This is a genomic window from Varibaculum sp. GTC20041 (assembly GCF_055387755.1).
Genome location: NZ_AP041144.1, coordinates 360,973 through 373,841 on the forward strand (window position 1 = coordinate 360,973; position 12,869 = coordinate 373,841).

The 12,869-nt window shown below is 54.0% G+C and carries 18 protein-coding genes; 17 read left to right on the forward strand and 1 reads right to left on the reverse strand.

Annotation, left to right across the window (positions count from 1 at the left end):
• Nucleotides 1–218 precede the first annotated feature (218 nt).
• The 16 genes from relB to ACZ5BI_RS01490 all read left to right on the forward strand — a co-directional run bounded on the left by relB (nt 219) and on the right by ACZ5BI_RS01490 (nt 10,004).
• Nucleotides 219–440, forward strand: a complete 222-nt coding sequence (relB, locus tag ACZ5BI_RS01415; RefSeq protein ID WP_024059454.1) for a type II toxin-antitoxin system RelB family antitoxin — start codon at nt 219–221, stop codon at nt 438–440.
• On the forward strand, nt 437–703 hold the full coding sequence (locus ACZ5BI_RS01420; RefSeq protein WP_278606102.1) for a type II toxin-antitoxin system RelE family toxin: 267 nt from the start codon (nt 437–439) through the stop codon (nt 701–703). The genes relB and ACZ5BI_RS01420 overlap by 4 nt, the downstream gene beginning before the upstream one ends.
• 61 nt (nt 704–764) lie before the next feature.
• Nucleotides 765–983, forward strand: a complete 219-nt coding sequence (locus ACZ5BI_RS01425; protein ID WP_278609057.1) for a hypothetical protein — start codon at nt 765–767, stop codon at nt 981–983.
• Between the two features lie 514 nt (nt 984–1,497).
• Nucleotides 1,498–1,806: a 30S ribosomal protein S10 gene (gene rpsJ, locus ACZ5BI_RS01430; RefSeq protein ID WP_022864279.1), complete on the forward strand. Its 309-nt coding sequence runs from the start codon at nt 1,498–1,500 to the stop codon at nt 1,804–1,806.
• An 11-nt stretch (nt 1,807–1,817) separates the two neighbouring features.
• Nucleotides 1,818–2,486 (forward strand): 50S ribosomal protein L3, encoded by a 669-nt coding sequence (gene rplC, locus ACZ5BI_RS01435; RefSeq protein ID WP_278606100.1) that lies wholly within the window; start codon nt 1,818–1,820, stop codon nt 2,484–2,486.
• A gap of 2 nt (nt 2,487–2,488) precedes the next feature.
• Complete coding sequence (gene rplD / locus ACZ5BI_RS01440; RefSeq protein ID WP_024059451.1) at nt 2,489–3,133, forward strand: 50S ribosomal protein L4; 645 nt, start codon at nt 2,489–2,491, stop codon at nt 3,131–3,133.
• A 4-nt stretch (nt 3,134–3,137) separates the two neighbouring features.
• Entirely contained in the window at nt 3,138–3,443 is a 306-nt protein-coding gene (gene rplW, locus ACZ5BI_RS01445) for a 50S ribosomal protein L23 (RefSeq protein ID WP_024059450.1), read from the forward strand.
• A 14-nt stretch (nt 3,444–3,457) separates the two neighbouring features.
• Nucleotides 3,458–4,294: a 50S ribosomal protein L2 gene (rplB, locus tag ACZ5BI_RS01450; protein ID WP_024059449.1), complete on the forward strand. Its 837-nt coding sequence runs from the start codon at nt 3,458–3,460 to the stop codon at nt 4,292–4,294.
• 14 nt (nt 4,295–4,308) lie between these two features.
• Nucleotides 4,309–4,590 carry a 30S ribosomal protein S19 gene (gene rpsS, locus ACZ5BI_RS01455; RefSeq protein ID WP_024059448.1) on the forward strand — a complete coding sequence of 94 codons (282 nt, stop codon included), beginning with the start codon at nt 4,309–4,311 and terminating at the stop codon, nt 4,588–4,590.
• A 27-nt stretch (nt 4,591–4,617) separates the two neighbouring features.
• A complete protein-coding gene (gene rplV / locus ACZ5BI_RS01460; RefSeq protein ID WP_022864273.1) occupies nt 4,618–4,986 on the forward strand; it encodes a 50S ribosomal protein L22 in 369 nt (122 codons plus the stop codon).
• On the forward strand, nt 4,986–5,882 hold the full coding sequence (gene rpsC, locus ACZ5BI_RS01465; RefSeq protein ID WP_278610649.1) for a 30S ribosomal protein S3: 897 nt from the start codon (nt 4,986–4,988) through the stop codon (nt 5,880–5,882). The genes rplV and rpsC overlap by 1 nt, the downstream gene beginning before the upstream one ends.
• Before the next feature lies 1 nt (nt 5,883).
• Nucleotides 5,884–6,303 (forward strand): 50S ribosomal protein L16, encoded by a 420-nt coding sequence (rplP, locus tag ACZ5BI_RS01470; RefSeq protein WP_024059446.1) that lies wholly within the window; start codon nt 5,884–5,886, stop codon nt 6,301–6,303.
• Nucleotides 6,303–6,533, forward strand: a complete 231-nt coding sequence (gene rpmC / locus ACZ5BI_RS01475; protein ID WP_022864270.1) for a 50S ribosomal protein L29 — start codon at nt 6,303–6,305, stop codon at nt 6,531–6,533. The genes rplP and rpmC overlap by 1 nt, the downstream gene beginning before the upstream one ends.
• Nucleotides 6,534–6,538: 5 nt before the next feature.
• Nucleotides 6,539–6,823: a 30S ribosomal protein S17 gene (gene rpsQ, locus ACZ5BI_RS01480; RefSeq protein WP_278610651.1), complete on the forward strand. Its 285-nt coding sequence runs from the start codon at nt 6,539–6,541 to the stop codon at nt 6,821–6,823.
• A gap of 301 nt (nt 6,824–7,124) precedes the next feature.
• On the forward strand, nt 7,125–8,324 hold the full coding sequence (locus ACZ5BI_RS01485; protein WP_464896464.1) for a Gfo/Idh/MocA family protein: 1,200 nt from the start codon (nt 7,125–7,127) through the stop codon (nt 8,322–8,324).
• A gap of 30 nt (nt 8,325–8,354) precedes the next feature.
• Nucleotides 8,355–10,004 carry an MFS transporter gene (locus ACZ5BI_RS01490; protein WP_464896465.1) on the forward strand — a complete coding sequence of 550 codons (1,650 nt, stop codon included), beginning with the start codon at nt 8,355–8,357 and terminating at the stop codon, nt 10,002–10,004.
• 272 nt (nt 10,005–10,276) lie between these two features.
• On the opposite strand, the gene ACZ5BI_RS01495 is transcribed toward ACZ5BI_RS01490, so the two are convergent.
• The gene (locus ACZ5BI_RS01495) at nt 10,277–11,032 is read right to left on the reverse strand and encodes a sulfite exporter TauE/SafE family protein (RefSeq protein WP_464896466.1); all 756 of its coding nucleotides are present in this window, start codon (nt 11,030–11,032) and stop codon (nt 10,277–10,279) included.
• A gap of 416 nt (nt 11,033–11,448) precedes the next feature.
• Here ACZ5BI_RS01495 and ACZ5BI_RS01500 point away from each other — a divergent pair, with 416 nt between their 5' ends.
• A complete protein-coding gene (locus ACZ5BI_RS01500; RefSeq protein WP_278610657.1) occupies nt 11,449–12,576 on the forward strand; it encodes a zinc-binding dehydrogenase in 1,128 nt (375 codons plus the stop codon).
• Nucleotides 12,577–12,869: the final 293 nt, after the last annotated feature.

Sequence of the window (12,869 nt, forward strand, 5' to 3'; positions counted from 1 at the left end):
ATCCGAGCGAAGCAAGGCTCACTGGGGTCCCCGAGCGCTTTTACAGCGGCAGCCCCAATGTCAGGTGGGGATTATCTCCACTTTTGCGCGAGATAATACCCCTACCGCCACGATGTCAACCCGGTTACGGCACTATGTCATTGGAAAAAAGCCGACACCCTTGAGGTGTTTGCCCATAACCGGAATACTATGAAGTAAAGGAAAGGGGAGATTGTATTATGCCGATATCTATTAGTTTGACTGACGAAGAACAACGTCTAGCCTCCAGCTATGCGCGCATTCATTCAATCTCTCTTGGCGATGCCTTTAAACAGGCGTTCTTTGAGCGGCTTGAAGATGAATACGATTTACAAATAGCGCGCGAAGCTCTTGAAGAATACGAGCGCGATGGCCGCAAATCACGTCCCATTGAAGAACTATGGGAAGAGTGCGGTCTATGAGATGGATCCTGCAAACATCGAAACGCTTTGATAAAGACTTTAAAAAGCTTGACCGTTACACACAACGCATCATAAAGGGATGGATCACTAAGCATATTTCCGGTACCGAAAACCCACGCGCCCTCGGAAAAGCTTTAACGGGAAATTTAGCTGGATTATGGCGCTATCGGATTGGGGATTATCGGCTTATAGTCGAAATCAAAGATGACCGCTTTGTTATTCTTGCACTCTTCATAAGACATCGGCGCGAAGTTTATCGCTAACCCCCACAGCAGGAGTTGATGCCCAGCATCTGTTAAATCCTGTTACTTCAAAGCGGCGTTTATGCGCGGAAATTTTCGCCACGGGAAACGCGGGGGAGGGGAAAATGGCGATATTTATTCCGAGGACGAGTTGGAGGTGGCAGCGACCTGTCGGAAATTCCGACAGGTCGCTGTGAATGAGAGCAAGAAAGGTCGAGCGCGGCGCTCCCTGATTGCGGCAGACAATTTCACCGTGCCCACTCGGATAGATTTTTCCCGCTCAAGTATGGTGCCTGCGTAAGAGTATTTCTTGGCAGGCCGCGCGGGAACTAGGTTTTATCCGATCAGGCTAGGCGGGCGTAAAACTCTGAAAATGAGTAGAGCATTTTTAGAGTTTTTGGGCGGGAGGAAAAACCTAGTTTCCGCGCAGGAGGTTAGGAAAAACAACCCTTGCGTGGCAAAAATAAGTGCCGCGACACGCCCGGATGCGGGGACGTGGGGTCATTCACATGAGTGCAGCTTGAAAGGGTTCTAGGCGGCGCGTTAGAGTTGTTTACTGGCTCTAGTTGAAAGGTGCGCAGTGCGTACCCGCTCTCCTAGCGCCCGGCAGCAAGAACGCAGGAATCGATTCGTGCCTGGTGAAACAGTTCGCCAGGGATCACGCAGATCACCTCCCTAAACTTTTTAGGGTTTTTTGCGCTTGCAACCGGCTAAGTTCGCCCCGGCGGGCTTAGCGCAAGCAAGGGAGGAAATCCCCTGGCAGGCCCGGGATAAACACCGGGGAAACATCTACGGAAGAAGAAGAGGTAGACGGAATGGCGGGACAGAAAATCCGCATCCGGCTGAAGTCATATGACCACCAGGTCATTGACTCGTCCGCGAAGAAGATCGTGGAAACGGTCCAGCGCGCGGGCGCCACAGTGGTAGGCCCAGTACCTTTGCCGACCGAAAAGAACACGTTCACCGTGATTCGGTCGCCACACAAGTACAAGGACAGTCGCGAGCAGTTTGAAATGCGTACGCACAAACGGCTCATCGATATTGTCGACCCGACGCCTAAGGCAGTCGATTCGCTAATGCGTCTCGATTTGCCCGCTGACGTAAACATCGAGATCAAACTCTAAGGAAAATAATTATGACCACGCAGACCCAGCCGGCTGCCGCAGTACCCACTCGGGCACTTCTCGGCCGCAAGCTAGGCATGACGCAGGTTTGGGACGAGGACGGAAAAGTCGTTCCCATCACCGTCGTGCAGGTCGACAAGAACGTGGTGACGCAGGTTCGCGACCAAGAAACCGATGGCTACACCGCCATTCAAATCGGTTTCGGCCAGATTGACCAGCGCAAAGTCACCAAGCCTCTTGCCGGCCATTTCAATAAAGCAGGCGTCACCCCCCGTCGCCACCTGGTAGAGGTGCGCACCGGCGGAGATGACGAATTCACTCTTGGCCAGGAACTGGCTGCCGATATTTTTGAAGTCGGCCAGAAAGTGGATGTTACCGGAAAGACCAAAGGTAAAGGCTTCGCCGGGGTTATGAAACGACACGGCTTTGCCGGCGTTTCCGCCTCCCATGGTGCTCACCGTAACCACCGTAAACCTGGTTCTATCGGCGCTTGCGCCACCCCCGGACGCGTATTCAAAGGCTTACGTATGGCCGGACGCATGGGTGGAGATCGCCGAACCATCCAAAATCTTAAAGTTCAGGCAGTCGATGCCGAAAAAGGCATTGTCTTGGTTACCGGTGCTATTCCCGGACCCAAGGGCGGCATTGTCCTGATTCGTAGTGCAGTGAAAGGTGCGTAACTATGACTAATCTTTCGCTAAACGTAACTGATCCCGCTGGTAAGCAAGTTGGCAGCGTTGATCTGCCCGCCAGCATTTTTGATCGGGATCCCAATATCGCTTTAATGCACCAGGTAGTTAACGCACAGCTAGCGGCGGCTCGTCAGGGTACTCACTCCACGAAGACGCGTGGGCGGGTGCGCGGTGGCGGCAAGAAGCCGTGGCGTCAGAAAGGCACCGGCCGGGCTCGACAAGGCTCCATCCGCGCGCCGCAGTGGCGTGGTGGCGGAGTAGCCCACGGCCCACAACCGCGTGATTACTCCCAGCGCACCCCCAAGAAGATGAAGGCGGCCGCACTGGCTTGCGCCCTGTCTGATCGGGTACGTAAGGATCGTATGCATCTCGTGTCTCAGTTGGTAGCCGGGGATACCCCGTCCACCAAAGCGGGTCGCGAACACATCGAATCCCTGGTAGATCAGCGTTACGTTTTGGTAGTGCTGAGCCGCTCGGAAGAAGAACAGGTATTGTCAGTGCGTAACCTGCCGCAGGTACATCTGCTCATGGTTGACCAACTCAACACCTATGACGTACTCAACAACGAGGACGTTATCTTCACTGAGGCCGCGATTCGCCAGTTCATCTCCGACAAGACCGGACAGGAGGCGTAAAGCAATGGCACTCGAGGTTACTAAGAACCCGCGGGATATTATTTACCGCCCGATCGTCTCGGAAAAAGCCTATGGCCTAATGGATCAGGGTAAATACACTTTCGAGGTAGACCCCAAAGCCAATAAGACCGAGATTCGGATTGCCATCGAAAAAATCTTCGATGTGAAAGTAAAGACCGTAAATACGATTGCGCGCAAAGGTAAGCGGGTACGTACTCGCACCGGATATGGCAAGCGGAAGGATGGCAAACGCGCCATTATTACTCTCGCTGAAGGCACAATCGATATCTTCAACGAAGCGTCTGCGTAAGGGGTGAACAAGTAATGGGTATTCGTAAATACAAGCCGACTACTCCCGGGCGTCGCTTCGCGTCGGTTTCCGATTTCGCGGAAATCACCCGCGACCACCCGGAGAAGTCTCTGCTGCGTCCTATCCACAAAACCGGTGGACGTAACAATGACGGCCGTATCACTTCCCGCCGGCGTGGCGGGGGACATAAGCGCCGTTACCGCGTGATCGATTTCCGTCGTCACGACAAAGATGGGGTGCCCGCAAAGGTTGCCCACATCGAATATGATCCGAACCGCAGCGCCAATATCGCCCTTCTGCACTATGCAGATGGCGACAAGCGTTACATCATTGCCCCCAATAAGTTGCATCAGGGCGATCGGATAGAACAGGGGCCGGCTGCTGATATTAAGCCTGGCAATTGTTTGCCCCTAACCAACATTCCGTTGGGTACCGTTATTCACGCAGTGGAAATGCGTCCTGGCGGGGGAGCGAAGATCGCTCGCAGCGCGGGAGTTTCCGTGCAGCTAGTGGCGAAAGAAGGCAAATATGCCCAGCTACGGATGCCTTCCGGGGAAATCCGTAACGTAGAGGCTGCTTGTCGCGCCACCATCGGCGAGGTTGGTAACTCTGACCACGGCAATATCAACTGGGGTAAAGCCGGACGGATGCGCTGGAAGGGCAATCGTCCCAAGGTACGTGGTGTGGTAATGAACCCGGTTGATCACCCGCACGGTGGCGGCGAAGGCCGTACTTCCGGTGGTCGTCACCCGGTTAGCCCCTGGGGTAAGCCCGAGGGTCGTACCCGCCGTCCGAATAAAGCCAGCGATCGCCTGATTGTGCGTCGTCGGCGGACCGGCAAGAAGCGTTAGGTAGGAGATAAATCATGGCACGTAGCCTAAAGAAGGGTCCTTTCGTCGACGACCATTTGATGAAAAAAGTCGACGCTCTGAATGACGCCAATAAAAAGTCGGTTATCAAGACCTGGTCACGCCGCTCTATGATTACCCCCGATTTTATTGGGCACACTATCGCGGTACACGACGGACGCAAACACGTTCCGGTGTACATCACCGAAAACATGGTTGGTCACAAGTTGGGCGAATTTGCTCCTACTCGTACCTTCCGCGGACATGACAAGGACGACCGAAAGGCACGCCGCCGCTAGGCGCGCCGGAAGAGAAAGAAGGCAAAGATGGAAGGCATGGCGAAAGCGCGTTTCGTGCGCTCTACGCCGCAGAAGTCGCGTCGCGTCGTGAACATGATTCGCGGCAAGAACGCCCTCGAGGCCTACGACATCCTGCGTTTCGCTCCGCAAGCGGTCGCAACTGATGTTCGCAAGGTGCTTCGCAGCGCAATGTACAACGCCGCCGCTAAAGCAGATCGGTCTGGCGACAAAGAAACGTTTGCGGAACTGAAGGTTTCGCGGGCATACGTAGATGAAGGTCCCACGATGAAGCGATTCCGTCCGCGCGCGCAAGGGCGTGCTGGGCGAATCCTTAAACGGACCAGCCACATTACGATCGAGGTTTCTGACGGCAAACAGGAAGAGGAGAACGACTAATGGGACAAAAGGTTAGCCCTACCGGTTTTCGGCTAGGTATTACCACCGATCACCGTTCCCGCTGGTTCTCGGACTCCACTAAGCCGGGACAGCGTTACAGTGATTTCGTAGATGAAGATGTGCGCATTCGTAAGGTCATGGAAAAGAGCCTGGAGCGCGCCGGGATTTCGCAGATCGATATTGAACGTACCCGCGATCGGGTACGGGTTGATTTGCATACCGCTCGCCCCGGTATCGTTATTGGCCGGCGTGGCGCTGAGGCAGATCGCCTGCGTGGCGATTTGGAGAAGCTCACCGGTAAGCAGGTGCAGCTGAACATCCTCGAGGTTAAGAATCCCGAGATCGATGCGCAGCTAGTGGCGCAAGGAATCGCGGAACAGCTCGCGGCACGCGTATCGTTTAGGCGCGCAATGCGTAAAGGTATGCAGTCAGCGCTGCGCGGGGGAGCCCTCGGGATCCGGGTGCAGTGCTCTGGCCGTCTGGGCGGGGCAGAAATGTCACGTTCAGAGTTTTACCGCGAAGGTCGGGTGCCGTTACATACGCTGCGCGCCCTGATCGATTACGGCTTCTATGAAGCTCACACCACTTTCGGACGCATCGGCGTGAAAGTGTGGATTTATAAAGGCGATCTCACCGAAACCGAATTCGCCCGGAAACAGGCGGAATCCGGTGGACGCGGCGGACGCGGCAGCGGACGTCGTGGCCGCGCAGGTCGGGATGGCGGACGCGGCGGACGTCGCGGACGGGGCGAGGGCCGGCAAGAGGCCGCTGCCCAGGCTCCGGCGGAAAACGCCGAGGCTGCGTCCTCGGAAAAAGAGGCACCCGCAGCTGAGGCTCCTGCTGAAAAGCCGGTAGCCGACGCCGAGAAGCCGCAAGAAAACGGAACGGAGGAGTAACGTGTTAATTCCTCGTAGGACTAAATGGCGCAAACAGCATCGCCCCAACCGTAAGGGCATGGCTAAGCGCGGTACCGAACTGGCGTTCGGCGAATACGGCATTCAGGCTCTCGATCACGCCTATATCACCAACCGGCAGATTGAGGCCGCTCGTATCGCGATGACACGCTACATTAAGCGCGGCGGTAAAGTGTGGATCAACATTTTCCCCGACCGTCCGCTGACCAAGAAGCCGGCCGAAACTCGTATGGGTTCTGGTAAAGGCTCTCCTGAATGGTGGGTGGCTCCGGTCAAACCTGGTCGCGTACTGTTCGAATTGGCGGGCGTGTCTGAAGACATCGCTCGGGAAGCTATGAGCCGCGCGCAGCATAAGCTGCCGATTAAGACCCGGTTCATTAGTCGTGAAGGCGGTGATCAGTAATGGCAAAGGGCCTTAAAATGTCTGATTTGGATTTGCTGGACGAAGAACAGCTTTCCCAAAAGCTAGACGAAGCCAAGACCGAACTGTTCAATCTACGTTTCCAACTGGCCACCGGTGCTGGTGAGGATCGGGGACAGATCGGGCAGCTGCGTCGCGATATTGCCCGCATTTACACCATTGCTAGAGAGCGGGAGCTCGGTATTCGTACCGCTCCGCAGGCTGAGGAGTAGGATTCATGAGCGAAGAAACAGAGAAGACCGGCACGGTAGAGCGCAATCACCGCAAGGTGCTGCAAGGATACGTGGTGTCCGACAAAATGGACAAGACGGTTGTTGTGCAGGTAGAAGATCGCGTTAAGCACCGCTTGTACGGCAAGGTGATTAACCGTCGCAAACGCTACAAGGTGCATGACGAGAACAACTCATGCGGCACCGGCGACTTGGTACGGATTATGGAGACTCGTCCCCTGTCCAAGACCAAGCGTTGGCGGGTTAGCGAAATCATTGAGAAAGCCAAGTAGGTTTTCGATAGCTTTTTAAAGGGATCGCTAAGGCCTAAGATTTGGCAAGATTTTTCGCCGGGTTCCTGATAGCTGTAAGGCGCGGGGAGAGTTTAATCGGGTAAATGCCCGGGTAAACTCTCCCCGCGCCTCTTTGTTTTTCTTCTTATATACGCGTCTCACCATTAAATGTAACAATGTTAAGTCAAATGCTGGACAAAGCGAAATATTTCGGTTACATTGAATGGCGTGCGTAATAGAGCAGGGAGGCTCCGACGCGCTGAATGGATGACAGCCGATGGTGGCTGGGTAAGGAGTTTATATGTCCGATAAGAAGAAGATTGGCGTAGGGGTGATATCCCTGGGCTGGATGGGGCGCTTGCATACGCGTTCCTATAAGGCCATGGCTGAGCGTTTCCCGGAGTTGGGAGCCCAGGTTCGTTTGGTGGTTGCTTGTGATCCGATCGCGCAAACCCAAGAGCTCGCAACTAAAGCTTTGGGTTTTGAGAAAGCCGTTTCCGATTACCGGGAAGTGTTGACTGATCCGGAAGTGGATGTGGTGTCTATTTGTTCACCGAACTTTTTGCATCGTGAGATCGCGGTGGCGGCGGCGGAAGCTGGTAAGCCTTTCTGGATTGAAAAGCCAATGGGGGTAAGTGCTGCCGAGTCTCGGGAGATTGCTGAGGCTGCGGCGAAGGCAGGGGTTAACACGGCGGTTGGTTTTAACTATCGTCATACCCCGGCAGTTGAGCAGGCGCGGGAACTGATTGCGCAGGGGAAGCTAGGGCGGATTACCAACGTTCGTTGTTGGTTAATCGCTGATTATGCTGCTAGTCCTGATGGGCCTTATACCTGGCGTTATGACCGGGATAAGGCAGGTGCTGGTGTGGTTGGTGACCTCATGAGTCATGGGGCTGACCTGGTGCAGTATGTGTTGCGTGATCGGATTAGTCAGGTGTCGGCGCTTACTGACACGTTTATTAAAGAGCGTCCTATTCCTACTAAGACTGGTGTGGGTCATACTGGTTGGGAAGTTTCTGATGAAAAGAAGGAAGTCGGGAACGAGGACTATGTGGCCATGATGGTGCGTTTTGATTCCGGCGTGGTGGGGACTATGGAGTCTTCTCGCGTCAGCGTGGGGCCGCGCGCTGAGTATATTGTGGAAGTTTATGGTACCGAGGGTTCGGTGCGTTGGAACTTTGAATACCTCAATGATCTGCAGGCTTGTATTGGTCAGGATAATGGGGTTATTCACGGGTATGTGCGTTCGATGGCTAATCCTCACTATCCGCATTTCTCGCGTTTCCAGCCGGGAGCGGGTACTTCGATGGGCTTTGACGATATGAAAGCGGTCGAGTGTTTCCAATTCTTGTCGGGTGTTTTAACCGGTGAGCAGGTGGCGCCGTCAGTGGCTGATGGTTGGTCTGCAGCCGAGATCGACCAGGCAACCGTGGCCTCCGCCGCAGACGGTAAATGGCACGATGTCCCTAAAGTAAGCGGCATCACCACTTACGACAAATAACCTATCTCTTCAATATAGAAAGTTCTAGCAATGGAAATTAATAAGAAAAAAACTCCTCTTAATGAGTTGAGTAAAGATGAACTGCGCGAAATGGTGCAAGAAACGCCATCCTCCGGTAAACACCGGGGAGTTATCGCCGTGGCAGCAGTGGCTACGCTAGGCTCCCTGCTATTCGGGTATGACACCGGGGTTATCTCCGGAGCCTTGCCCTATATGTATATGCCACATGGTGCAGGCGGCATGGGGATTACCCCGGCTCAAGAGGGTGCGATTGGCGGTATTCTTACCCTTGGCGCAGCCTTCGGAGCGCTATTTGGAGGACGGCTCTCCGACCGTTATGGACGCCGGCACAACATCATCATGCTGGCGATTCTGTTCCTGATCGGCGCCCTCGGAAATACTTTCGCCCCCAATATTTGGGTAATGTATCCGTTCCGCCTGATCCTGGGGCTAGCCGTAGGTGGCGCCTCGGCAACCGTGCCGGTATTCCTGGCGGAAACTGCGCCTAAGCGTATCCGCGGTACCATCGTGGCTGTTGACCAGCTGATGATTGTGGTCGGCCAGTTGTTAGCCTTCTCGATGAATGCCATCATTAACTCTGCTCACGGCGGCCCGCAGATTACCGTCAAATCGGATCCTGCTGGGGTAGTGAAGGCTGGAGAATACTCCTGGGATGCCTTAAACCAGATCGTTTCTAAGCACCTGGGTAGCTCTGATGCCCAAGCAATCCACGAATTCATCTCGAATATGGCGGTTTCCGCCGGTAACGGCTCTGCCTGGCGTTGGATGATTGTGTTGTGTTCTGTGCCTGCCGTTGCTCTGTGGCTAGGGATGCACCTGATGCCGGAGTCTTCGCGTTGGCATGTACTGCAGCAGGAAGTCTACGCCGCTATTGGATCCTTGAAGCGGGTACGTGACCCCAAGAAAGATGGGGATCTTACCGAGGAACTATACGAGATGGTCGAGGCTCGCCAGAATGAAAAACATGGCAAGAAGGGTACTTTCCGCGACGTAATGAACACGCCGTGGCTGCGTAAACTAATGTTCGTTGGTATATTCCTGGCGATTGTTAACCAGACCACCGGGGTAAATACCGTAATGTACTACGCCCCGAAAGTCTTGGGAATTGCCGGTATGGGAACTTCGGCCGCGATTACCGCACAAGTAGCTAACGGCGTGATGAGTGTAGTAGGCTCGGCAATCGGCTTAATTCTGATTACCAAGTTCCGCCGGCGCACCATTTTGATCTGGGACGTCACCCTGGTGGGTATCCTGTTGCTGGGAATTGCTGTAATCTTCCAGTTTGTGATTGCTCCTCATGACGCAGCCGGCAGTGTGCCGGTCTGGGCCGGGTACTTGGTGCTGCTAATGATGTCGCTATTCATGCTGGTGGTGCAGTCTTCGAACGGTACCGTAGTCTGGACGATGCTGGGTGAGATGTTCCCCGCGAATGTACGCGGAATTATGAATGGTACTGCCATCTTCTGTATGTGGATTATGAACGCCATCATTACCTGGACCTTCCCGCCGATGATTGCCGCTCTGGGCGGTGGACCCACCTACGCAATGTACGGGGTACTAAACCTGATCATTGCAGTGGTGCTATTCAAGATCATGCCGGAAACCTCCGGACGGTCTTTGGATGAAATCGAAACCTACATGGAGCACATGTACAGCTAATAACTGCTAAATCTACAGCTGAAAATCTGTAGGTCAGTTACCTGATACGCGGGGGCGAGCTGAGCTCGCCCCCGCGTTTGCGTGTGCTGGTAATCGAAAGCCACCGAATTGTGTTTGCGCGGAGAGAAAATAGGTTTAGGCGCCGGGAAAGGTTTTATCCGAGTGGGCGCGGTGGGCATAAGAATTCGGAAAATGCCTGAGGTCTTTTTCCGAATTCTTGGGCGGGAGGAAAACCTTTCCTGGCGCGATCGGATTACGCGGCGCACTCGCGGTTAGAGCAGCAGGAACACTGCGGAAACGATGGTTAGGACAGTGACAATCGGATCGAAGATTTTGTTGTCGATGCGCCCTATCCACCAGCGCCCCAGGAGGGCTGCCCCTAGAACTAGAGGAGCGAGGCATAGGGCGATCAGTAGCATTTGCCGATCAATCAAGCCAATACCGGCGGAAAAAGGTAGTTTTAGCAGGTTGACGATAAAGAAAAACCAGGCTTGAGTGCCCATGAAGCGGCGGACTTCAAAACGGGAGGCCAGGAAGTAAAGGGAGACCACCGGGCCTCCTGAGTTCGCGGCCATAGTGGTAAAGCCCGATAGAGAACCGTAAAAAAGCCGCGCGGGTAGGGAAGTGCCCATAGAGGTCGCCAGGTCACGTCCGGTGCGGCGCGCATACCAGATTAGTCCCAGGGTGAGGGCAGTCAACGTCAAAATAATAATCCCGATAGAAACTTTCATCACCTGGTTAGATACTTTTGCCAGAAAAACTGCGCCGATGGCTACCCCCACGGCTACCGGTGGAAACAGGCCGCGCAGAACTTTCCAATCAGCATCTTTACGGTAAGTCCAGATGGCCAGCAGGTCTCCGGTCAGCAGCATCAGCAGCATTAGGGCAGTGGAGGGGCGGGTAGGCATTACTGCTGCCAGGATGGCGACCGGTATGCACGCTAGTCCCGGAAGAGCTGTTTTTGCCAGTCCGCACATTAAAGCACAGGCGACCAAGATAGCGATTAGCCCAGGGGTGAGGTCAAGCATGGTTTCCTTTCTAGGATCCGATAGATACTGGAGGTGTTCGTGGCACCATCGCGACGGGCTCGGGAGTTAGAGTCAGTATCTGTAGTTTGTTGCCTCTAAGGGGTACGGTTAAGGAACCCAGGAAAGTTCCGATAAGCGCAAACCAATAGAGCTATTGTTGTTACATTTATATTGTAATACCAACGCATGGCGAAACTGGGTTAAATCTTCTTGTGCAGCGTTTTTACTTGTGTCCATAGTCCCGTCCGTGTCCTCTTTAATGAAATCATTAGGTAAAAAAACAACTTTTTGTCAAAATGTATGGACAAAGATGTGAATCTGTATGATACTGGAAATGAGCAACAGGAGTAGCTTCTAGGGCGCACCTGTCAAGGCTGTAACAAATTCAGATATTAAAGCTAGCAAAGGAGCAGGATATGACGATTCCCGAGACAATGAAGGCCGCAGTTCTTCGTGATGTTGAGAAGGGACTAGAAGTAAATGAGATTCGCACCCCCCACCCCAAGGCGGGCGAGGTACTCATCAAAGTCGCTGCCTGCGGTCTTTGCCATTCTGACTTACACGTAATCGGGGGAGCTATCGACTTCCCTAAGCCCTGCGTCCTCGGGCATGAAGTTGCTGGACAAATCGTGGAGCTAGGCGAAGGAAATGAGCATACCGGGTTGGAAGTTGGCCAGTATGTTTCCGGAGCCTTCCTGATGCCTTGTGGCCAGTGTGAAGCCTGTGCATCTGGACGTGACGACCTGTGTGCACCTTTCTTCGACCTCAACCGTTTGCAGGGCAAACTCTATGACGGCACCACCCGGCTGGCGGATCTAGATGGCAGTGAAATCGCCATGTACTCTATGGGTGGGCTCGCCGAATACGCGGTAGTGCCCTCCACTTCCGTAGCAGTGGTACCTGAAAGTATGGATTTGGTTTCCTCGGCGATTATTGGTTGCGCCGCTATGACCGCCTATGGGGCGGTACGCCGCGGCGCTGACCTGCACTTTGGTGAATCCGTGGCGGTAGTTGCTACCGGAGGTGTGGGTTCTAACATTATCCAGATAGCCAAAGCCTTTGGTGCTAGCCAGATCGTGGCAATCGATATTTCCGATGACAAACTCGCCAGCGCCAAAGAACTGGGTGCCACCGACGTAATTAACTCGGTCACTCAGGATGCGCGCGGCGAAATCCTCAAGATTACCGGTGGCAAGGGCGTAGATGTAGCATTTGAGGCGCTCGGGCGTCCGGAAACCTGGACCACTGCCTTGGATGTACTTAAAGATGGAGGCCGCATGGTGCCGATCGGTCTGGGGGCTGGAGTGCAAACTGCGCAGGTAGAGATCAATCGCCTAGTCCGTCGCTCTCAGCACATTTTAGGATCGTACGGTGCCCGTACCCGTCAGGATTTGCCGGAGGTAATCCGGATGGCTGATCTGGGAATGATTGATTACCAGAAGATTGTTACCAAGCGGATTCCGCTAGAAGAAGCCGGCGCCACCTATAAGCTGCTTTCCCAGGGCAAGGTGCAAGGTCGCGCAGTGGTTGATATGTCGCTGTAAAGCAAGTTACTTCTGTTGAGGCGATTAAGTATCTGCTAGTTGCCGCAAACTGGGTGGGCAGGTTCTTTTGAAAAGAAGAACCTGCCCATTTTTTTATTTAGCTGTTTAATTTGTCTTTGCTCCCTGGGGTAGGGAGGATCTGAGATGGTTGGCTGCAGTAGTTGTAAAATCCGCAGCTGGAGATGTTGCCTGAAAATATCTGCTTAAGGGAAAAGTGAGGGCATCGAAACTCGGCGTGAAAATAGAAAAGCGGGGCGGATGGAAATCCATCCGCCCCGCAAAGGTAACAGTCT